The sequence below is a fragment of the Pseudomonas sp. R3-18-08 genome, assembly GCF_003852065.1.
Classification (GTDB): Bacteria; Pseudomonadota; Gammaproteobacteria; order Pseudomonadales; family Pseudomonadaceae; genus Aquipseudomonas.
On the sequence record NZ_CP027729.1, the window covers coordinates 1,102,655 to 1,124,800 of the forward strand.

General features: G+C 62.2%; 18 protein-coding genes. 7 read left to right on the top strand and 11 right to left on the bottom strand.

What is annotated here, in order from left to right; all coding sequences use genetic code 11:
* Nucleotides 1-18: 18 nt before the first annotated feature.
* The 6 genes from C4J92_RS04995 to C4J92_RS05020 all read right to left on the bottom strand — a co-directional run bounded on the left by C4J92_RS04995 (nt 19) and on the right by C4J92_RS05020 (nt 9,743).
* On the bottom strand, nt 19-1,506 hold the full coding sequence (locus C4J92_RS04995) for a diguanylate cyclase (protein ID WP_124403123.1): 1,488 nt from the start codon (nt 1,504-1,506) through the stop codon (nt 19-21).
* A 187-nt stretch (nt 1,507-1,693) separates the two neighbouring features.
* Nucleotides 1,694-3,016, bottom strand: a complete 1,323-nt coding sequence (locus tag C4J92_RS05000) for an OprD family porin (protein ID WP_124403124.1) — start codon at nt 3,014-3,016, stop codon at nt 1,694-1,696.
* 406 nt (nt 3,017-3,422) lie between these two features.
* The gene (locus tag C4J92_RS05005) at nt 3,423-4,787 is read right to left on the bottom strand and encodes a heavy metal sensor histidine kinase (protein ID WP_124403125.1); all 1,365 of its coding nucleotides are present in this window, start codon (nt 4,785-4,787) and stop codon (nt 3,423-3,425) included.
* Nucleotides 4,777-5,454 carry a heavy metal response regulator transcription factor gene (locus C4J92_RS05010; protein WP_124403126.1) on the bottom strand — a complete coding sequence of 226 codons (678 nt, stop codon included), beginning with the start codon at nt 5,452-5,454 and terminating at the stop codon, nt 4,777-4,779. Before C4J92_RS05010 ends, C4J92_RS05005 begins: the two co-directional genes overlap by 11 nt.
* Before the next feature lie 30 nt (nt 5,455-5,484).
* Nucleotides 5,485-8,580, bottom strand: coding sequence for a multidrug efflux RND transporter permease subunit (locus C4J92_RS05015; RefSeq protein ID WP_124403127.1), 3,096 nt, complete (start codon nt 8,578-8,580; stop codon nt 5,485-5,487).
* Complete coding sequence (locus C4J92_RS05020; RefSeq protein WP_124403128.1) at nt 8,577-9,743, bottom strand: efflux RND transporter periplasmic adaptor subunit; 1,167 nt, start codon at nt 9,741-9,743, stop codon at nt 8,577-8,579. Before C4J92_RS05020 ends, C4J92_RS05015 begins: the two co-directional genes overlap by 4 nt.
* 213 nt (nt 9,744-9,956) lie before the next feature.
* Here C4J92_RS05020 and C4J92_RS05025 point away from each other — a divergent pair, with 213 nt between their 5' ends.
* The 3 genes from C4J92_RS05025 (at nt 9,957) to C4J92_RS05035 (ending at nt 12,485) form a co-directional block, all read left to right on the top strand.
* Complete coding sequence (locus tag C4J92_RS05025) at nt 9,957-10,190, top strand: hypothetical protein (RefSeq protein WP_124361369.1); 234 nt, start codon at nt 9,957-9,959, stop codon at nt 10,188-10,190.
* A gap of 165 nt (nt 10,191-10,355) precedes the next feature.
* Nucleotides 10,356-11,138, top strand: a complete 783-nt coding sequence (locus tag C4J92_RS05030; RefSeq protein ID WP_124403129.1) for a transporter substrate-binding domain-containing protein — start codon at nt 10,356-10,358, stop codon at nt 11,136-11,138.
* A 177-nt stretch (nt 11,139-11,315) separates the two neighbouring features.
* On the top strand, nt 11,316-12,485 hold the full coding sequence (locus C4J92_RS05035) for a transporter substrate-binding domain-containing protein (protein ID WP_124403130.1): 1,170 nt from the start codon (nt 11,316-11,318) through the stop codon (nt 12,483-12,485).
* 39 nt (nt 12,486-12,524) lie between these two features.
* Here C4J92_RS05035 and C4J92_RS05040 read toward each other — a convergent pair whose 3' ends face one another.
* From C4J92_RS05040 to C4J92_RS05060, 5 genes are all read right to left on the bottom strand, one after another.
* Entirely contained in the window at nt 12,525-13,268 is a 744-nt protein-coding gene (locus C4J92_RS05040) for a YkgJ family cysteine cluster protein (protein WP_124403131.1), read from the bottom strand.
* 108 nt (nt 13,269-13,376) lie between these two features.
* Nucleotides 13,377-13,856 (bottom strand): N-acetyltransferase, encoded by a 480-nt coding sequence (locus C4J92_RS05045; RefSeq protein WP_124403132.1) that lies wholly within the window; start codon nt 13,854-13,856, stop codon nt 13,377-13,379.
* 3 nt (nt 13,857-13,859) lie between these two features.
* Nucleotides 13,860-14,762 (bottom strand): chemotaxis protein CheV, encoded by a 903-nt coding sequence (locus C4J92_RS05050; RefSeq protein ID WP_124369699.1) that lies wholly within the window; start codon nt 14,760-14,762, stop codon nt 13,860-13,862.
* A 198-nt stretch (nt 14,763-14,960) separates the two neighbouring features.
* Nucleotides 14,961-15,935, bottom strand: coding sequence for a D-glycerate dehydrogenase (locus C4J92_RS05055; RefSeq protein ID WP_124403133.1), 975 nt, complete (start codon nt 15,933-15,935; stop codon nt 14,961-14,963).
* A gap of 121 nt (nt 15,936-16,056) precedes the next feature.
* Entirely contained in the window at nt 16,057-17,025 is a 969-nt protein-coding gene (locus tag C4J92_RS05060) for a LysR family transcriptional regulator (protein WP_124361375.1), read from the bottom strand.
* A 182-nt stretch (nt 17,026-17,207) separates the two neighbouring features.
* Between C4J92_RS05060 and C4J92_RS05065 the strand changes: the two genes are divergently transcribed.
* From C4J92_RS05065 to C4J92_RS05080, 4 genes are read left to right on the top strand one after another with little or no spacing between them, the layout of a single operon-like run.
* Nucleotides 17,208-18,719 (top strand): efflux transporter outer membrane subunit, encoded by a 1,512-nt coding sequence (locus C4J92_RS05065; protein ID WP_124403134.1) that lies wholly within the window; start codon nt 17,208-17,210, stop codon nt 18,717-18,719.
* A 10-nt stretch (nt 18,720-18,729) separates the two neighbouring features.
* Entirely contained in the window at nt 18,730-20,919 is a 2,190-nt protein-coding gene (locus tag C4J92_RS05070) for an FUSC family protein (protein WP_124403135.1), read from the top strand.
* Entirely contained in the window at nt 20,909-21,109 is a 201-nt protein-coding gene (locus C4J92_RS05075) for a DUF1656 domain-containing protein (RefSeq protein ID WP_124403136.1), read from the top strand. Before C4J92_RS05070 ends, C4J92_RS05075 begins: the two co-directional genes overlap by 11 nt.
* Nucleotides 21,110-21,119: 10 nt before the next feature.
* Nucleotides 21,120-21,980 carry an HlyD family secretion protein gene (locus tag C4J92_RS05080; RefSeq protein ID WP_124403137.1) on the top strand — a complete coding sequence of 287 codons (861 nt, stop codon included), beginning with the start codon at nt 21,120-21,122 and terminating at the stop codon, nt 21,978-21,980.
* The last annotated feature ends 166 nt before the right edge of the window (nt 21,981-22,146 follow it).

Here is a 22,146-nt window from a genome sequence, read left to right on the forward strand (position 1 = left end):
CCTTCGGGTGGCCTTTTTTTATGCCCCGGCGTTGATCGTCCGATTGCGGCCACTGTGCTTGGCCTCATACAACGCCTGGTCGGCCCTGAGTAGCAAGTCCTCTAGGGACAGGCCGCTGCGCTTTTCCCAGGTACTCATGCCGATGCTCACTGTGATGGGCTGCTCGTCCCATGCCGCCCGTGGCAAGTGCTCAACACCATTGCGGATATGCTCGGCGATCACCCACGCGCCCTTGGCGTCGGTATCGGGCAGCACCACCGCGAATTCTTCACCGCCGTAACGTGCGGCGAGGTCGGCCGGGCGGCGGATATTGCTGTCGATCACCTGCGCCACCGTGCGCAATGCGTCATCCCCGCCCTGGTGGCCATGGCGGTCGTTGAAGGCCTTGAAGTGGTCCACGTCGATCATCAGCACCGTCAACGGCTCGGTTGAACGTTGCGCGCGGTCCCATTCCAGGCGCAGGCGTTCATCGAGGGTGCGGCGGTTGGCCAGGCCAGTGAGGGCATCGGTACCTGCCAGTTCTGACAGCACTTGCTCGGCCCGGTGGCGCCGTCGCAGCTCCATGCTTAGCGCCCAGGTCAGCCACAGCAGGCCAACGCATAGCACCCCTGTCGCGAGGCTGACCAGCCACGCCGCCCGTCGCCATGGCGCGAACACTTCGTCGCTGGCCAACGCCACCGCGACGATCAGCGGCAAATCGCCCACATTCGAAAAACTGTAGAGCCGAGGCTGCTGGTCGAGGCTGGAGACGCTGCGGAAAGTGCCGTCTCGCTCGCGCAGCATGCGCGCCACATTGGGCCGCTGGCTCAGGTCCTTGTTGATGATATCCACTTCCAGCAACGGCTCTTGCGCCAGCAGGATGCCCTGGTGGTTGAGCAGGTTGATGGTGCTGTCGCTGCCGATATTCAGGCTGCTGAACAGTTGGTGGAAGTACGACAGACGCATGGAGGCGACAGCCACACCCAGGAAACGCCCGTCCGACGACGAAACGCGGCGGCTGAATGCAATGCGCCACGGGTCATCGCATTCGCAGCGGGCCCTGAACGGGCGACTGATATACAGCCCGATGTCGGGATTGGCGCGATGAATCTGGAAATAGTCGCGGTCGGCGAAGTTGCCGGCCTTGGGCGTGAGCAGGGACGAGTCGGCAATCACCTCGCCGCTCGGGCCCAGCAACAGGATGTCGCCCTTGTACGGCGCTGTGGCGGAGCGGTCGAACAGCACCAGGTGCCGGATGCTCGCGGACACGCCCTGCAGGTCAGTGCGCTCGGTCGCGGCGATCAGGCCTTTGAGAGCCATGTCATAGAGCTCGACGTTGCGTAGCACATCGGCATCGATCAGCTGGGTGATGGTATTGGCGGTGCGCTTGGCGGTCTGCAAGGTGTTGGCGTGTTCGCGATTCAACAGTGCGGTGACGATCCCTACGATCAGCAATACTGTGAGGGTGCTGCTCAGGATCAGCAGGCGTTCCGGGCGGCGGGTAGGGCGGGCAAGGCTTGAACTCATCGGGCGTACTTCTGCTCTGAGGATGCCTTTAGCGTAGTAGCAACTCCGAAAGATGGCGCAGAAGCAAAATGTGGGAGGGGGCTTGCTCCCGATGGCGGCGAATCAGTCAAAGTATTATTGACTGACACTCTGCCATCGGGAGCAAGCCCCCTCCCACATTAGGTCTTCACTGTTATTCAGATCGTGGTTAGAACACGTTGATTGGGTAGTCCACGATCACGCGGTACTCATCCACATCCCGATCCACCGCCGAGTAGCCATTGCCGCCACGGTTGGTCGCCCATTGCAGGCGTACCGCCAGGTTCTTGGCCTTGCCGCCCTGCACCACGTATTTCAGGTCGATATCGCGCTCCCAGTGCTTGGCGTTCTTGCCGTCGGCGCTGTACCAGCTGCTGTAGCCCCGGCTGTTCGGGTCTACCGTGGTCAGGTCGGTCTTGCCGCTGATATACGACACGGCGGACGTCAGGCCAGGCAAGCCGAGACCGGCGAAGTCGTAGGCGTATTTGAGCTTCCACGAACGCTCGTTGGGGCCGTTGAAGTCCGAGTATTGCTGGGAGTTGTCCAGGTACACGCTGTCACCCTGGGCAATGTAGTCGAACGGCGTGTTGCCGTTGACCCGCTGGTAGGCGGCGGTGACGCTGTGGTTGCCCACGCCCAGGGTCATATGCAGGCTGTAGGTGTTGTTGTCGATAGCGCCCAGCAGTGCCTGGCCGGTGTCCTGGGTGTGGTAGTAATGCAGGCCGGGGGTCAGGCTGACCAGGTCGTTCAGTGCATAGGTGTACTCGAGGTCGTAGTAGTACTGGTGCCACACGTCCTTGAGTTCGGCGGCGTACAGGTTGCTGGTCAACTCGGGGATGCCGCTGAACGCTGCACCGGCCCAGTTCAGGTGCTGGGCGTCGGCGTTGGCCGGCAATGCGCCGTAGCTGGTGCCGATGCGCCGGTGGCCGCTCTGGTTGTAGAGCTTGGTGAAGCTGGCCTGGCCGCCTTCGAACATCCAGCCGTCGAGGCTGTGGTTGGCCAGGCTCACGCCGCGAAACGTCTGCGGCAGCATGCGAGTCATGCCGCCGGCGATCACCGGGTTGTTGAGGAACAGGTCGCCGGCCTTCAACTCGGTATCGAACGCGCGCAGTTTCAAGGTGCCGCCAGCGGTGGAGAACGTGCCGGGCGCCTTGCCGTTGCCGCTACCGTACGGAAGGATGCTGGAACCGTCGGTGCCACCGCCGCCGTCGAGCTTGAGACCGAGCATGGCGTTGAGGTCCAGGCCGACGCCTACGGTGCCTTGGGTGTAGCCGGAGGTGAAGGTGCCGATAAAGCCCTGGCCCCATTCCTTGCTGTCATCGGTATGCAGGTCGCGACGGTCGCGATTCATGTAGTAGTTGCGGGTGTCGATCGTGAGGTGCGAACCCTCGACGAAACCCTCGGTGGGCGTGGCGTCTGCCCCGTGGGCAAGGGGAGTGATCGTTGCTGCGATGGCGAGGAATAACGGGGTGAATGTCAGCGAGTTCTTCACCGGTGGAGCTCCTTTGATCAATCATGAACGGCCAGTGTCGTGGGGTGTGCCTGGCCTTTTTTACGGCAAAAAAAAGCCGCTGAAGTCAGCGGCTTTAAGACAGATTCCCAGTGTAGAGCCCTGGAAATAAGTCGAGGGAAATTCGGGTGAGGGTTCGGCTGTCTTTACCGTCGCGCTCATCGATGCGTCAAAGTAACGCAGGCGAGCGGTGCGATACAGAGTGTAACAAGATAATGACTGTTGCCCAAATCGTAACAGTTAGGGCGGCTGGTTGGATTGAACTGATGCGCCGCGGTCCACCTGTGGGAGGGGGCTTGCTCCCGATAGCGGTGGGTCAGCCGGCTCATCTGTAGCTGACTCGCCGCCATCGGGAGCAAGCCCCCTCCCACATTTTGATCGCGGCGTGTTAGACGGGCAGGGTGATGCCGAAGGTATTTTCGCCGCCTTCGCTGCGCACAAACACATCGCCGCCATGCATCAACGCAATCGCCTTGACGATAGCCAGTCCCAACCCATGATTGGCCCCGCTGTTGCTGCGCGACGCGTCCACCCGATAGAAACGTTCGAACAGTCGAGGCAGGTGCTCGCTGGCAATCACCTCGCCTGGGTTGGTCACGCCGATCATTACCTGATGCTCCAGCACATCGATGTTCACGTCGATGACCTGCCCAGGCGCGGTGTGCTGCACCGCATTGCTCAAGAGGTTGATCAGTGCGCGGCGCAGGTGGGCTTTTTCGATATGCACCTGGGCGTCGCCCTGTACCCGCACCTGAACCTGGGCATCTTCGAAGATGAAGTCCAGGTAGTCGAGGGTGGTGGCGACTTCATCGGCCAGGGAGCTTTCAATCAGCTTGGTGGCCTTGCTGCCCTGGTCGGCACTGGCGAGGAACAGCATGTCGTTGATAATCGAGCGCAGCCGTTCCAACTCTTCCAGGTTCGATTGCAGCACCTCGAAATAATGCTCGGCCGAACGCCCGCGCGTCAGCGCGACCTGGGTCTGGCCGATCAGGTTGGTCAGCGGCGAGCGCAGTTCATGGGCCACGTCGGCATTGAAGGATTCGAGGCGCGAGTAGGCGAGTTCGACGCGGTCGAGGGTGGCGTTGAACGAGTTGACGAACTGGCTCAGTTCCGGCGGCAGCGGTGACAGTTGCAGGCGCCCGGAGAGTTTGGGCGGCGCGAGTTTCTGTGCTTCGTCCGAGAGTTTTTCCAGCGGCTTGAGACCGATGCGCGACACCCAGAAGCCCAGCAACGAAGCCATCACCACGCCGACCAGCGCCAGGCTGATCAGCGCTACCAGCAGATGATGCTGGGTGGCGCGGAAATTCTCGGTGTCTATGGCAATCATGAAGCGCAGCGGTGGGCGTTGGTCCTTGGCGGCAAACTGGCTCACCAGCACCTTGAACGGGTAATCGTGGCCGGGCAGGTGCAGGTCGCGTTTACCGGTCGGGCCCTGGGCAAAGGCGCGAATCTGCGCATCCGGTTCACCGTATTCGAAACTTGGGTCGCTGCTGACCACCCAGAAGCGAATGCGCTTGTCTTCCTCCCCCAGCAGCTTGAGCTTGGCCTTGATCTTGACCCAATGCTCGGGCGTGCCGAAGCGGTTCACCGAGGATTCGAGCACGCTGTAGCGCGCATCCAGCTCGGCCCCCGGCAACAACCCCAGGCCGCGATCCACTTGCTGGTACAGCGCGCCGCCGATCAGCACGAAGATCAGCAGCGCCACCAGGGTGAACATGCCGCTCAGGCGCAGGGCGATGGAGTTAGTCGGCACTGCGGCTCTCCAGCACGTAGCCCATGCCACGAATGGTGTGCAGCAGCTTGTGCTCGAACGGCCCATCGAGTTTGGCGCGCAGGCGCTTGATCGCCACTTCGACCACGTTGGCGTCGCTGTCGAAATTGATGTCCCAGACCATCTCGGCAATCGCCGTCTTGGACAGGATTTCGCCTTGACGCCGCGCCAATACGCTGAGCAACGAGAACTCCTTGGCGGTCAGGTCCAGGCGCACACCGTTGCGACTGGCCTTGCGGCTGATCAGGTCGATCCACAGGTCGGCAACCGTCACCTGCACCGGCTCATGGCCGCCACTGCGGCGGGTCAACGCTTGCAGGCGCGCCACCAGTTCGAGGAAGGAAAACGGCTTGCCTAGATAGTCATCCGCGCCTTCGCGCAGGCCACGGATGCGGTCTTCCACGCGCTCGCGGGCGGTGAGCATGATCACCGGTGTCTGTTTGCGTGCGCGTAAAGCACGCAATACGCCAAACCCGTCGAGCGCCGGCAGCATCACGTCGAGCACGATCACCGCGTAGTCGTTCTCCAGCGCCAGGTGCAACCCCTCGACGCCTTCGCGCGCCACGTCGACGGTGTAGCCTTGCTCCGTCAGGCCGCGGTGCAGGTAGTCCGCGGTTTTTTCTTCATCTTCAATAATCAGGACGCGCATCAGCCTTTTGTCCAGGGCAGGGCCTTGGCCTCAGTGTGTGGTCGCCAGCTCGAGCGCTGGTTTGGGCCTGTGGAAAAATCGTTCAAGGTACAAGTATATGACCGGCGTGGTGAACAGCGTCAGCGCCTGGCTCACCAGCAAGCCGCCGACCACGGCGATGCCCAGTGGCTGGCGCAGTTCCGCGCCAGGGCCTGAGCCGAGCATCAACGGCACCGCGCCAAGCAGGGCGGCGAGGGTGGTCATGATGATCGGCCGGAACCGCGTGACGCAGGCTTCGTAGATCGCGTCCTCAGGCGCCAGGCCGCGTACGCGCTGGGCCTCCAGGGCGAAGTCGATCATCAGGATGCCATTTTTCTTGACGATGCCGATCAGCAGCACCAGGCCGATCAAGGCCATGATCGAAAAGTCCTGGCCCAGCAGCCACAGCATGATCAACGCGCCCAGGCCCGCCGAGGGCAAGGTGGAAATGATTGTCAGCGGGTGCACGAAGCTCTCGTACAGCACGCCCAGGATAATGTAGACCGCGACCAGTGCCGCGAGGATCAGCCACGGCTGGCTGGCCAGCGAGCTCTGGAAGGCCTGGGCCGCGCCCTGAAAATTACCGATGATCGTACTGGGCATGCCGATGTCATTCTTGGCCTGGTTGAGCATGATCACCGCATCGCCCAGCGCCACGCCGGGGGCCAGGTTGAACGACAGGTTGGCGGCCGGGAACATGCCGTCATGGCTGATGGACAACGGTCCCACGCTCGGTGGGTCGACCCGGGCCAGCGCCGACAGTGGCACCATCTCGTTGGTCAGCGGCGAGCGCAGGTAAAAATAGTTCAGGCTCTCGGCCTTGCCGCGCTGTTGGCGGTCCAGCTCCAGCACCACCTGGTACTGGTTGATCTCGGTCTGGTATTCGTTGATCTGGCGCTGGCCGAACGCGTCGTACAGCGCCTGGTCGACGTCGGTGGCGGTCAGGCCGAAACGCGCGGCCGCCTGGCGGTCGATGGTGATGTGGGTGATGCTGCCGCCCAATTGCAGGTCGTTGGACAGGTCCCGAAAGGCCGGGTTGCTGCGCAGTTTTTCGGTGAGGCGCTGGGTCCAGGTGTTCAGGGTCGGGCCGTCGTTGCTCTTGAGTACGTATTGGTACTGGGCGCGGCTGGGGCCGGAGCTCAAGTTGATATCCTGGCCGGCGCGCAGGTACAAGACGATGCCCGGCACCTTCGCCAGTTGCGGGCGGATGCGGTCGATGAACTGGCTGGCCGACACATCGCGATCACCCCGGTCTTTCAAGGCGATCCAGAAGCGCCCGTTGGCGATGGTCTGGTTGCTGCCGGTTACCCCCACCGAGTGGGAGAAGGCTTGCACCGCCGGGTCGGCCTTGACGATGTCGGCCAGTGCCTTGTGCTTGGCGACCATGTCCGGGTACGACACATCGGCTGCCGCCTCGCTGGTGCCCAGCACGAAACCGGTGTCCTGCACCGGGAAGAAGCCTTTGGGGATAAACACATAGCCGACCACGGCCAGGGCCAGGGTCACCACGAAGATCGCCGCCATGCTGCGTTGATGGGCCAGGGCTCGCCGCAGGTTGCGCGCATAGCCGGCCAGCAGGCGCTCGCTGAAGGTGGGTTTGGCATGGGCGTGATGGGTTGGCGCACGCATGAACAGTGCGGCGAGGGTGGGCGCCAGGGTCAGCGAAACTACCACTGAAATGAGGATGGTCGAGGTGGCCGTCAGCGCAAATTCCTTGAACAGCCGCCCGACCACGCCGCCCATGAACAGCAGTGGAATAAACGCCGCCACCAGCGAGAAGCTGATGGACACCACGGTAAAGCCGATTTCGCCGGAGCCTTTGATCGCGGCTTCGCGCTTGCCCAGGCCGGCCTCCAGATGACGGTGAATGTTTTCCACCACCACAATCGCATCGTCCACCACAAAGCCCACGGCAATCACGATGGCGACCAGGGTCAGGTTGTTCAAGCTGAAGCCCATCACATACATCAGCGCGAAACTGGCCACCAGCGACACACCGAGCACGGCAGACACAATCAACGTCGCCGACAGCTGGCGCAGGAACAGCGCCATCACCGCCACCACCAGCAGGATCGCGATCAGCAGGGTCATTTCCACTTCATGCAACGAGGCGCGGATGGTCTTGGTGCGGTCGGTCAGTACGCTGACCTGCACCGAGGCCGGCAGCATGGCTTCCAGGCGCGGCAGTGCTTGCTGGATGCGGTCGACCGTGTCGACGATATTCGCCCCCGGCTGGCGCGAAATCACCAGGTTGACCCCCGGCGTATCGCCTGACCAGGCCTGCACGTAGGCGTTTTCCGAACCGTTGACGACTTTGGCGATATCCCGCAGTTGCACGGGTGCGCCGTTCTTGTAGGACACGATCAACTGACCGTACTCGTCGGGGTGAAACAGTTGATCGTTGGTCGACAGGGTCGACACGCTGTTGGCCCCGTAAATCGCGCCTTTGGCCAGGTTCAGGCTCGATTGCTGGATGGCCAGGCGGATGTCCGCGAGCGTCAAGCCGACCGCCGCGAGTTTGTCGGGGGAGGCCTGCACGCGAATCGCCGGGCGCTGCTGGCCAGTGATGTTGATCTGGCCGACACCGTCGATCTGGCTGATCTGACGCGCCAGCAGGGTTTCCACGTAGTCGCTCAGTTCGGTGCTCGGCATGCTCGCGGAGCTGACGCTGAGGATCAGTACCGGGCTGTCGGCCGGGTTGACCTTCTTCCAGGTCGGCAGGCTCGGCATATCGCTGGGCAGCTTGCCGGAGGCGGTGTTGATCGCGGCCTGCACTTCCTGGGCGGCGGTGTCGATGCTTTTGTCCAGAGTGAATTGCAGGGTCAAGAGGCTCGAGCCCAAGGCGCTGCTGGAGGTCATCTGGGTCATACCGGGGATGGCGCTGAATTGCACCTCGAGCGGCGTCGCTACCGATGAGGCCATGGTGTCCGGGCTGGCGCCGGGCAGTTGGGCGGTGACCTGGATCGTCGGAAATTCCGCTTCCGGCAGTGGCGCAACGGCCAGCCGCGGGAAGGCAATGATCCCCAGCAGCACCAAGGCAAACGTCAGCAGCAGGGTGGCGACCGGGTGATCGACGCACCAGGCCGAAGGCGAGCGGCTGCCGCTCATGGCTGCACCTTGGCGTCGACGGTCTGGATCACCTGCGGCGGTTCCTTGAGCACTTGCACCTGGGCGCCCGCCTTGAGCCGCGACTGGCCATCGCTGACCAGCACGTCCCCGGCCTGCACGCCCTTGATGATGTTCAGCGCGCTGTTCTGGTAGGTGACTTGCACGGGCACCACCTCCACCTGCTCACCGTTGAGCCGGTACACGAAATGTGAGTCCAGGCCACGCTGCACCACCGTCGGCGGCACCACCAGGGCGTTCCTGTCGAGGGCGGTCTGGATCTTGATGGTCACCAGTTGCCCCGGCCACAGCTTCTGCGTGCCGTTCGGGAACTCGGCCTTGGCGCGCAGGGTGCCGGTGGTGGAACTGATCTGGTTGTCGATCAGGCTCAAGCGGCCTTCCCCCAGCAGGTCGCCGGTCTGGCCGTCGGTATCGGCCCCCAGGTAGGCATCGACGCTGGCTTTTTGCGGGGCGGCGATCAGGCCTTGCAAGGTCGGCAACATCTGCTGCGGCAGGGAAAACTCAACCGCGATCGGGTCGATCTGGGTGACCGAGAACAAGCCTTGGGTATCGCTCATGCGCAGGAAGTTGCCTTCATCCACCGTGCGAATACCAACGCGACCACTGACGGGGGAACGAATCTGGGTGTAGGAAAGTTGTACTTGAGCCGAATCAATCGCCGCCTGGTTGCCCTGCACGGTGGCCTTGAGCTGGTTCACCAGGGCGTGTTGCTGGTCGTAGGTCTGCTTCGATACGCCGTCGTCGATACTCAGTTCCTTGTAGCGTTTGAGGTTGACCTGCGCCACTTGCAACTGCGCCTGGCTTTCCCCCAACTGCGCCTTGGCCTGGTCGAGGCTGGCGCGGATCGAACGGTCATCGATGGTAGCCAGCAAGTCACCGGCCTTCACCCGTTGGCCTTCCTTGACCAGCAAGCGGGTGAGGATGCCGTCGATCTGCGGGCGGATCACCACGCTGTGCAACGACAACACCGTGCCAATGCCGCTGACGAACCGCGGGACATCCTGTTGCGCCACGCTCACCACGCGCACGGGAATAGCGCTGGGTGCCGCAAGCCGGGCCTTGGCGGGCCGAGTCAAGGTCCAGGCTGCCAGCGCCAGGACCAGAAGGGCGCCCACCAGCAGGGCCGTGTTTCGTTTTGTGGGCATAGAGGTGGCGCCAGGCAAAGGATCGGAAACGTGGAATGACCGTTATAGCCTTTTGATCGGGTCAGCAGAGTGACGGCTATCTGACAGCGCTGTCAGTTAAGCGGCGACCATTCGTACGACGACGCTTAAAGATCCGGGGCGCGCAGGTATACTGCGCGCCACTGTGGCCCGCTTGCCGGGCCCGCTTCATCTTTTGCGCACCTCGGAGCACCCATGACTTCCCCGATCCAACCCCCCGTTGAAGCGGTCGACCTCGTCGATTCGGTCGATGCCGACGGCGTTGAAAAAGCCGAAATCCCGGCGTTCAAGTTCCCTTTCAACCCGGGTGAACTGGCCGGGGCCAAGCAGGCCGCCCAGCCCTGGTACAAAGGTGGCGCGAAGAATGGCCATACCAAAACGCCAGGCATGGCGCCGCCGGGTACGCGTCGTTCGATGGGTAAACGTTGAGAGTAATGCGCATATTCGCCGTATAGGCAGTTGCCTACAACTCGCGTCGATATTTCTTATTGTAGGTCCGCGACCGTTTCTTGAAAGCTTGCGCAGCATCGCCTTGCCCTGATCATTTGTATCGGGACATGGCGACGCAGCTCTCTCCGGAAAAGGACGTTTCCCGTGGCTTTGATACATTTCTGTGTGGCGCTTGCCCTCCTGTTATCGGTGGAGGCCGTGGCCGCCGCCGAGCCGCCGCGACGCGAAATCCGCTTCGCTGTCGCGGCGCATTTTCCCCCCTTTCAAAGCCGTAATCCGCAAGGGCAATTGGTGGGGCTCAATATCGAATTGGGTAACGCCCTGTGCGTGCAGCTCAATGTGCATTGCACGTGGGTCGACCAGATCGTCATGGAAAACTTCCCCGCCCTCGATGCCCGGCAATTTGACGCGATCATGGGGATGGCACCGACCTTGAGTCGACAGCAGAGAGTCAATTTCAGCGATGACCTCTACCCGATCACCACCTGGCTGGTGGCCCGCAGAAACTCTGGCCTGAGCCCGCACAGGCGGTTACTCAAGGGCAAGCGGGTCGGGGTGTTGGTCAGGAGCAATCGCGAAGCCTTTGCCCGGTCGCAGTGGGCGCCGGCCGGTGTGATCATCGAGAGCTATTGGCTCAATGACCAACTGGTGCGCGGCCTGGTTGCAGGCGAGATCGATGCGACACTGCAGGGGGCGGTGGAAATCCGAGAGGCCTTGCTCGATACGCCTGAAGGCATGGACTTCGATTTCATGGGCCCGCCGGTATCGTCTGACCTGTTGGGCAACAGTGTCGCGATTGCACTGCGCAAAACCGATACCGTATTGCGTACCGAACTCAACCATGCCCTTGAGCAACTCAAGCAGAACGGCGAGTACCAGCGCATCCTCCAGCCCTATCACTTGGGCGGGTTCCCAGCCGCGCTATGAAGGCCGCCCATTGCGGGGAGCATTGGCCAGGCCAGCTCCGCTAACCAGGCCGTTTCCCACAACATTAAAAGAAGTATCTCTATTTTGAAGCGTAGTTGTGCCTGTTAAAGCTCTTGAGGGTTCGGCGCGATCAGTGATCAGCGGCTGGAAACCTCCATTCTTTACAAGGACTGACTCATGACTTTGATCCGACTGATGTTGGCACTGGTTCTATCCACGGCGACGGGTGTGTTGAGCACCACTGTGTCTGCGACTGAAAAATCATGGAAAATCATACGTTTTGGCGTAGAGCCACTGGTGCCACCCTTTGAGAGCCGTAACGCGCAGGGCGAGCTGGTGGGGCTGAATATAGAGCTGGGGAATGCGCTGTGCGCCGAACTCAAGGCTCGCTGCGAGTGGGTGGACCAGAGCTATGCGACCAATCTGGCCGCGCTTGAAGCCGGGCGCTTCGATGCGATCATGCCGATGTCCGCAACACCTGCGCGACGCCAGGCAATTGATTTCACCGATAACCTTTACCCCCTGGAAACACGGCTGGTGGCACGCCGCAGCCTGGGGCTGCTGCCTGATCAAGTGGCACTGAAGGGCAAGCGCGTGGGCGTGCTGGCGGGCACCAGTCGAGAAGCCTTCGCACGAGCACGCTGGGCTCCATTGGGTGTCGTGGTGAGCAGTTTCGCTGTCAATGATGAGCTCATCGCCAGTCTGCGAGCTGGTGAGATTGATGCAACCTTACAAGACAGCATCGAGATATCCGAAGCCTTGTTGAAAACACCTGAGGGGACGGATTTTGCCTTTGCCGGGCCGCGCATTCAGGATGAAATGCTCGGAACCGGTGTCGCCATCGGGCTGCGCAAATCCGACCCCGAGTTACGGCTTGCCTTGAACCAGGCATTGCAACGCTTGAAAGACAGCGGGCAGTACCTGGCAATTACCCAACGCTATCTTGCGCCCGCATCCGATGGGCAGAGTGCAGAAAGGACGCCTTTGAGCTTCACCGCCGCCGAGGCCGGCTTGCCCTTTTCGAACGCCGTGCAAGTCGGTTCCTTGCTGTACCTGTCGGGCTTACTTGGGCTGGATGATGCAGGTAAGCGCGTAGCCGGCGGAATAGAGGCCGAAACCGCCAGGGCACTGGAGAGCATGCGCGCGATTCTTCAGGAAAAGGGGCTGTCGATGGAGCGGGTGGTCAAGTGCACAGTAATCCTTGCCGATATCAAGGACTTCGCCGCCATGAACAGCGTGTATAGCCGCTATTTCTCAGCGGGCCACTTGCCTGCCCGAACCACGTTCGCCGCCGGCCGACTGCTGCTGGATGCATGCATCGAAATCGAATGTGTTGCCAGCTATTGATTTCGCCGATCAACGCGCGAGAGCAGGCAGCTCCCTGGATCATGCCGCCCGCAAGGAAATAAAGGCATAGTTGGCCGGTACTTCGGTGGCAATCTGCGCCCCGGCGTCCAGCAGTTGTTCAGCGATGTCCATCCCTGACACATGAAACACCCACTCATTGGCCATGGACGGCTGATCCGCCGCCAGTGCGGCCGCATGGGCAAACGCAGCCATGTCCGGCAAGTAGGCGGTAAAACCATCGCCCTTGAGCGCCGTGGTACGAATCCCCAGCAAGGCACACACGGCCTCCTTGGTTTGCACATCGTCACGGTCGGCCTGGCGTGAACGGCGGATCAGTTCAGCCAGTTCAGCATCCATCAATGCCCCGCCGACGATCAACGCCGGCCCCTGTTCCCAGGATTCCGGCGGGCAATCCTTGGCGCTCGGGTTCAGCGGGATGTGCGGATTGATCTCCATCGGGTAGATCCGGCACACCAGCGGACGTCGTTCATAGATGCCGCAGCGATTGTCTTCGTCAAGATTCCGACAGCGCCCGGCGTTGTAGGCCGCAAAGGTGATCGCCACGAATGCCTGGGTATTGCCGCTGGGCACCACCACTGAACGGCGTTCGGCGTGTTCACGCTGCTGCTGGGGCAAACCCAGGCCGCTGGCGAGAAAACCTTCTACCAGAACAATGACATTGCCACCGTCCGCCGCCCACTGCCGGGCTTCGTCGAGGGTCAGGGGTACGTGGTGATCGGAGCAGCATTTGCCACAACCTACGCAGGAAAAGTGAGTATTCATGGCGGATCTGTCACCAGGCAAGGTCAGAGGGCAAGCATGGGCGGTGACGGGTTTTTACCTCTATCCACCGCTTGGGCTCTCTGGAAGCAAGTTATGCGCCAGTGAACCTCAGTCCTCAACCACGTCGCGCAGGACGAACCGCATGCCTGCGCTTTCATACAGCTGCCGCGCGCGCAGATTGCTCTCCAGCACCTTGAGGTCCACATAGGGTTCGCCGCGCTGCTTGAAAACGTGGAAGGCATGCAGCAGCAACGCTCGGCCAAGCCCCTGGCCCTGGGCACAGGGGTGTATCGAGAGGTTCTTGATAAAGGCACTGGTCCAGCATTGCGCCACGCCGAGAATGCCCTCGGCGTTACTGGCTACCAGGCATAACGAGGGGTCGAACTCGGCATCGGCAACGAATTGCCGGCGCCATTGCTCAAGGCCCGCGACACGGCCACCGCCCTGATCCTGGGTCATGCGCAATACCGCGTGAATCGCCGGGGCCAGTTCATCGCGATAGTGATCCAGCTGGGTGTTGGCCGGCCACTGCGGCGCCGGCAGGCTGCCGGTCAGGTCGCGTCGCAGCAGTTGGAAATACTCAGCCAAGGCTTACAAACCCTTTTGCGCCACGGTTTGCGCAGCCACCACCAGGCACTTGGTCAGCTCGGGGGAGGAAAACTTGGTCAGCACCGCATCGGCGCCGGCCAGGCGGGCTTTTTCACTGTTCATCGCGCTGTCCAGGGAGGTGTGCAACAGCACGTAGAGCTGCTGGAAGTCCGGAGTTTCGCGCAGCGTGCGGGTGAGGGCATAACCGTCCATCTCGGACATTTCGATGTCTGACACCACCACATTGATTTGCTCGCCCGTGCCTTGCAGCTCCAGCAGCACATCGATGGCCTCCTTGGCGCTGCGCGCGGTGTGACAGGTCAGCCCGAGGTTGCGCAGCGTATGCACCGATTGCTGCAGCGCCACTTGGCTGTCGTCCACCACCAGGATGCGTGCATGGCCGAGGACTTCGGCTTCTTCCATGGTCAGGTCGGTCGGCGCGGCTTCTATCGGCGCCGGGGCGATGCCATGGATGACTTTCTCGATATCCAGCACCTGCACCAAGCCGCCTTCCACCTGGGTCACCCCGGTGATGAATGCGCGATTGCCGCCGGAGCCATAGGGCGGTGGGCGGATATCGGTGGTCAGGCAATGCACGATCTTGCTCACCGCCTGCACGTGCAAGCCCTGCTTGGAACGGCTGACATCGGTGACGATCAGGCAGCCGCCGTTTGGGTCCTGCAACGGCATCTCGCCCAGGGCGCGGCTCAGGTCGATCACCGCCAACGAGTTACCGCGCAACGTGGCAATGCCTTTGACGTGAGGGTGCGACTCCGGCAGTTTGGTCAGCGGAGGGCAGGGGATGATTTCGCTGACTTTCAGCAGGTTGATCGCCATCAGCTTGCCGCTGCGCAAGGTAAAGAGCAGAAGCGAAAGTGAGTCTGCGCGGGCTTTGGTGGTGGGCATAAAAACCTTCTGTGGATCAGGGGTGGCGATCTATGGAAGGTTATCGACCCTCTCACGAAAAACTAAAGGTGTGACCTGTGGCGAGGGAGCTTGCTCCCGCTGGGCTGCGAAGCGGCCCCAAAAAGCCTGGGAGCGCTACGCACTCCAGCGTGAGCAAGCTCGCTCGCCACAACAAGCGCGTTCCAACAGGGCGGGGTGTCAGCCTTTCCACACCTGTGGGTTCACCAGGTCCTGCGGGCGTTGGCCGAGCAGGGCGCTGCGCAGGTTGTCGAGCGCGCGGTTGGCCATGGCTTCGCGGGTTTCATGGGTCGCCGAACCGATATGCGGCAGCGTCACCGCATTGCTCAACTGGAACAGGGGCGACTCGGCCAGCGGTTCCTTTTCATACACATCCAGCCCGGCGCCACGAATGCGCTGGGTCTGCAGGGCCTGGATCAGCGCGGGCTCGTCCACTACCGGGCCACGGGAGATGTTGATCAGGATCGCACTGGACTTCATCAGCGCCAGCTCCCGGCTGCTGATCAGGTGACGGGTCTTGTCGCTTAGCGGCACCACCAGGCAAACGAAATCCGCTTCGGCCAGCAACTGGTCCAGGCTGCGAAACTGTGCGCCCAGCTCTTGTTCCAGCGCGCTCTTGCGGCTGTTGCCGCTGTACAGGATCGGCATATTGAAGCCCAGGCGCCCACGCCGGGCCACGGCCGCGCCGATATTGCCCATGCCGACGATGCCCAGGGTCTTGCCGTGTACATCGCAGCCAAACAACGGGGCGCCAACGCTGGCTTGCCACTGGCCGGCCTTGGTCCAGGCGTCCAGTTCGGCCACGCGGCGTGCGCTGCTCATCAACAGGGCGAAGGCCAGGTCGGCGGTGCTTTCGGTGAGCACGTCGGGGGTATTGGTGAGCATGATCCCGCGCTCGTTGAAGTAGGCGACATCGTAGTTGTCGTAGCCCACCGACACACTGGACACCACCTCCAGCTGGCGCGCGCCTTCAAGCTGTTCGCGGCCCAGCTTGCGGCCCACGCCGATCAGACCGTGGGCGTGGGGCAGGGCTTCGTTGAATTGGGCGTTGATGTCCCCCAGCTTGGGGTTGGGCGCAATCACCTCGAAATCCTGTTGCAGGCGTTCGATCATTTGCGGGGTGACACGGCTGAAGGCGAGGACAGTCTTTTTCATGGCAGGCGGGCTCATCGACTACGGAAGAATGCCAAGCAACCTAACATATTGTCAGGACCCCGTTGAACCCATGTGGGAGGGCAAGCTCCCTCCCACAAGGTTCTTTATTGTCTGCCAGGAATCAGTTGGCCAAACGCGCACCGCTCAAGGTGCCGCTCAACTCGTATGCCACCAATTCCGCTTGATGGGCCGCAAGAATCTCCGGCAGCGAACCGCGCAAGTATTCCACCCAGGTCTTGATCTTCGCATCCAGGTATTGGCGCGACGGGTAGATGGCGTACAGGTTCAGCTCCTGGGAACGGTAGTTGGGCATTACCCGCACCAGCGTACCGTTACGCAAACCTTCTATCGCGGCATACACCGGCAGCAGGCCGACGCCCATGCCGCTGGTGATCGCGGTTTTCATCGCGTCGGCCGAATTGACCAGGAACGGCGAGCTGTTCACCGCAACGCTTTCCTGGCCTTCGGGCCCGTTGAAGGTCCATTTATCCAGCTGGATCACCGGGCTGACCAGGCGCAGGCAGGCGTGATTGAGCAAATCCTGGGGCCTTTGTGCGCAGCCCTTGGCCTTGACGTATTCCGGCGAGGCGCAGGCGATGCTGTAGGTGATGCCCAAGCGTTGCGAGACGAAACCGGAATCCGGCAGTTCGCTGGCCAGCACGATGGACACGTCATAGCCCTCATCGAGCAGGTCCGGCACGCGGTTGGCGAGCGTCAGGTCGAAGGTCACGTCGGGGTGGGTGCGGCGGTAGCGGGCAATCGCGTCGATCACGAAGTGCTGGCCGATACCGGTCATGGTGTGCACTTTCAATTGCCCGGCGGGACGCGCATGGGCGTCGCTGGCTTCCGCCTCGGCTTCCTCGACGTAGGCGAGGATCTGCTCGCAGCGCAGCAAATAGCGCTTACCGGCCTCGGTCAGCGCGATGCGGCGAGTGGTGCGGTTGAGCAAGCGGGTTTGCAGGTGGGCCTCAAGATTGGAGACCGCGCGCGAGACGTTGGCGGTGGTAGTGTCCAGCTGCGCAGCGGCGGCGGTGAAGCTGCCGGCCTCTGCAACGCAACTGAACGCGCGCATGTTTTGCAAAGTGTCCATGGGGTGTTCTCAAGGGAGATGGCAAATTGTGACAGAAAGTTGCGCCGTCCAGTGATCCCTACCAACGGATTATCGCCTTAACGGTAACAAAGATTCACAGGAATGACAGCTTATCGGCGCTCATCGCGGGCCCTAGAATTGCGCCACCTCTCCCCGTAACACCCTCTCAGGAATTCGTCAGCGTGCCGCGTCGCATCAGCAGAGAGCTGAAGACTCTCAGTGTTTGGGCCTTTACGCTCGCCATCAGCGGCTGTATCGGAACCGCAGGAATCGGCCCCCAGGGCCAATCCTTGAATGCCAACGAGCTGGCCACGGACGAAGCGATCCAGAACGCCGCCAGCGACGCCCACTGGCCCATCGCCCGATGGTGGCAGGCCTACGGCGATCCGCAACTGAACCGCTGGGTCGAACTTGCCACGCAAAACAGTCCGAGCATGGCCATGGCCGCCGCACGGGTGCGTGAAGCGCGCGCCATGGCCGGGGTGGTGGAGTCTGCCGAGTCCCTGCAGCTCGACAGCGACACCACCCTCAAACGCCACAACTGGCCGAAGGATCAGTTCTACGGCCCCGGCGAATTGAGCGGTGCGAATACCTGGGATAACAATTCATCCCTGGGCTTGAGTTACGCACTCGACCTGTGGGGCCGCGAAAGCAACGCCACCGAGCGTGCCGTCGACCTGGCTCATATGAACGTCGCCCAAGCGCGCCAGGCCCAGCTCGAGCTGCAGAACAACGTGGTGCGGGCCTACATCCAGTTGTCGTTGCATTACGCCGATCGCGACATTGTCGCGGCCACCTTGGCCCAGCAACAGCAGATGCTGGATCTGGCCAACAAGCGCCTGGACGCCGGGATCGGCACGCACTTCGACGTCAGCCAGGCACAGACCCCGCTGCCGGAAACCCACCGTCAGTTGGACGCGCTCGATGAGGAAATCGCCCTGAGCCGCAACCAGTTGGCGGCGCTGGCCGGCAAAGGCCCGGGCGAGGGCGCGCAGTTGCGACGCCCCAGCCTGTCGCTGGCCGCTGCGCTGAAATTACCCTCGAACTTGCCTGCGCAATTGCTCGGCCAGCGACCGGATGTGGTCGCCAGTCGCTGGCAGGTGGCGGCGCAGGCGCGTGGCATCGATGTCGCCCATGCAGGTTTCTACCCCAACGTCGATCTGGTCGGCAGCCTCGGTTTCATGGCCACCGGTGGCGGCATGCTGGAGTTCCTTGCGGGCAGCAAATTCAATTACAACGTCGGCCCGGCCATTACCCTGCCGATCTTCGACGGTGGGCGTCTGCGTGCGCAACTGGGGCAAGCCAGCGCCGGTTACGACATCGCCGTGGCGCATTACAACCAGACCCTGGTCAATGCGCTCAAGGGCATCAGTGACCAACTGATCCGTCGCGAGTCCATGGACAAACAGGCGGCGTTTGCCGCGCAATCGGTGGCGTCGGCGCAGAAAACCTACGACATCGCGATCATCGCCTATCAACGCGGCCTCACCGACTACCTCAATGTGCTGAATGCCCAGACTTTGCTGTTTCGCCAGCAGCAGATAGAGCAACACGTACAGGCCGCACGCCTGAGTGCTCACGCCGAACTGGTGACTGCCTTGGGCGGTGGCCTCGGTGCCGACGACGATGTACCACGCAACGACAAGACCCTCCCCGGCAAGCCCCCTGCGGCGCTGGCCGTGTTCGATCACTGAGTAGATGGCCATGATTCCCTTGCCTGCACCTTTGCGCTGGCTGCACGCCCTTGAGTGGCGCCGTGGTTTTTTCGACTGGGCGCGCAGCGATGGCGTGACCTGGGTGTATATCTTCAAGGTGCTGCTCGCCGCGTTCCTCACGCTGTGGCTGGCGATGCGCCTGGAACTGCCGCAGCCGCGCACCGCGATGATCACGGTGTTCATCGTGATGCAACCGCAGAGCGGCCAGGTATTCGCCAAGAGTTTTTACCGCTTTCTCGGCACCTTGGCCGGGTCGGCGGTGATGGTGTTGCTGATCGCCTTGTTTGCGCAGAACACCGAACTGTTCCTCGGCGCCCTGGCCATCTGGGTAGGTATCTGCACCGCCGGTGCGACGCGTAACCGTAACTTTCGCGCCTACGGGTTTGTGCTCGCCGGCTACACGGCGGCGATGGTCGGCTTGCCGGCGCTGGCCCACCCGGACGGCGCCTTTATGGCGGCGGTGTGGCGCGTGCTGGAGATTTCCCTGGGGATTCTCTGCTCGACGCTGGTCAGCGCCGCGATCCTGCCGCAGACCTCCAGCGCGGCGATGCGCAATGCGCTGTATCAACGCTTTGGCGTGTTCGCGCTGTTCGTCACCGACGGTCTGCGCGGTCGCAGTCAGCGTGAAGGCTTTGAAAGCACCAACGTGCGCTTTATCGCCGAGGCAGTGGGCTTGGAAGGTTTGCGCAGCGTCACCGTGTTCGAAGACCCGCACATGCGCAGGCGCAACGGCCGGCTCAATCGCCTCAACAGCGAGTTCATGAGCATCACCACGCGCTTCAACGCCTTGCACCAGTTGCTGGCACGGCTGCGCGCCGATGAAGCCGATCATGTGGTGGCGGCGATCAAGCCCGGCCTGCAGGACCTGGCCGAAGTGCTCGACGGGTTTTCCGGCCAGGCGCTGACCAGCCCCGACGCGGCACGGTTGGTCAACTTGCTCAGTGCCTATAAGGACAGCTTGCCTGCCAAGGTGCGCAGCCTGCGCGCCGGCTTCCAGCAAAGTGCCCCCACCGAAGCCGAACAACTGGATTTTCATACCGCCTACGAGCTGCTGTACCGCTTCGTCGACGACCTGCACAACTATGCGCAAACCCATGCGTCCCTAGCCGATCACCGCCACGCGCGGGAGGACTGGGACCAGGCCTACACGCCGAAAACCAACTGGCTGGCCTGCGCCGCCGCCGGGATACGCGCCTCGTTCATCCTGGTCGTCCTCGGCAGTTATTGGGTAGCCACGGCCTGGCCCAGCGGCGCCACCATGACCTTGATCGCGGCCGCCACCGTCGGCCTGTCCGCCGCCACGCCCAACCCCAAGCGCATGGCCTTCCAGATGGCCTGCGGCACCATGATTGGTGCGCTGGTGGGCTTCGTCGAAATGTTCTTCGTGTTTCCCTTGATCGATGGCTTCGCGCTGCTGTGCGTGATGCTGGCGCCGGTGATCATTTTCGGCGCCTTTCTCGCCTCACGCCCGCAGTACGCCGGGGTCGGCGTGGGCTTGCTGATCTTCTTCAGCACCGGCTCGGTGCCGGATAACCTGACGCTCTACAACCCTTACAGCTTTATCAACGACTACATCGCCATGGTCATCGGCATGCTGGTGTGCGCCGCGGCCGGGGCAATCATCCTGCCGCCCAATAGCCGCTGGCTGTGGCGTCGCCTCGAGCAAGACCTGCGCGAGCAAGTGGTGTACGCGATCAGCGGCAAGCTCAAGGGCCTGGCGTCGAGTTTCGAAAGCCGCACCCGTGACCTGCTGCACCAGGCCTATGGCCTCGCCGCCGGCCAGCCGCAGGTGCAACGCGAGTTGCTGCGCTGGATGTTCGTGGTGCTGGAGGTCGGCCACGCGATCATCGAATTGCGCAAGGAACAGGCGATCCTGCCGGTGCACCCGGCGTACGCCGAATCCCAGCCCTGGCGCCAGGCGATCCGCGTGATGGGGCGCTCGCTGGTGCGGCTGTTCCTGCAGCCCAGCGCCAGCAACCTGGAGCGCGGGCTGATCGCCGTCGACCATGCGATCAGCCGCGTGCAGGCCACCGATGAACCGTTCGCACCGCACTTCGATACCTCGGCCCTGCGCCGCGTGAAAAGCTACCTGCACTTTATCCGCACCTCGTTGCTCGACCCGCAATCGCCGCTGGCGGCCCTTAAAGGCACCACGCAAGGAGCCATGAATGCCCCGTGAAATCGCCTTCCACGGCCTCTACATGCCGAGCATGACCCTGATGTTCCTGATCGCGGCCGCCCTGGCCTGGGCCCTGGACCGCTTCCTGGCCGGGTTCGACCTGTACCGGTTTTTCTGGCACCCGGCGTTGCTGCGCCTGAGCCTGTTCGTTTGCTTGTTCGGCGCCCTGGCGCTGAGCGTCTACCGTTGAGAATGCCCCGATGAAAAAGTTTTTCAGCCTGCTCGCGACCTTGCTGGTGCTGGCGTTGGCGATCTGGATTGGCCGCACGTTGTGGGTGCACTACATGCAAACACCGTGGACCCGCGACGGCCGCGTGCGGGCCGATATCATCAACGTTGCTGCCGACGTTACCGGCGAAGTGGTGGACGTGCCGGTACGCGACAACCAGTTGGTGAAAAAAGGCGACCTGCTGATGCAGATCGACCCCGAGCACTACCGCATCGCGGTCAAGCAAGCGCAGTCGCTGGTGGCGTCGCGCAAGGCCACCTGGGAAATGCGCAAGCTCAACGCCCACCGCCGCGCCGACCTTGACGCCCTGGTGATCTCCCGGGAAAACCGCGACGACGCCAGCAACATTGCCGACTCGGCCCTGGCTGATTACCAGCACGCGCTGGCGCAACTGGAAGCGGCTGAACTCAATTTGAAACGTACCCACGTCGTGGCGGCGGTAGACGGCTATGTCACCAACCTCAACGTGCACCGCGGTGACTATGCGCGTATCGGCGAGGCGAAGATGGCCGTGGTGGATATGAATTCGTTCTGGGTTTACGGCTTTTTCGAAGAGACCAAGCTGCCCCACGTCAAAATCGGCGACAAGGCCGACATGCAACTGATGAGTGGCGAGACCCTCAAGGGCCATGTGGAAAGCATCTCGCGCGGCATCTACGACCGCGACAACCCCGAAAGCCGCGAACTGATCGCCGACGTAAACCCGACCTTCAACTGGGTGAGGCTGGCCCAGCGCGTGCCGGTGCGGATTCATATTGATGAAGTGCCGGAAGGGGTGCTGCTGGCGGCGGGCATCACCTGCACCGTGATCGTCAACCAGGCGCAAAACTAAAATGTGGGAGGGGCCTTTCCCTAATGCCAGTCAGTTAAGGCTTTTTGTAGGAGCGAGCTTGCTCGCGAAAAACTCACAGGCACCGCGTTCATTCAGAAAGCACGCGTTATCGTTGAAGTTTTTCGCGAGCAAGCTCGCTCCTACAGACGGTGGTGTACGCTTAACT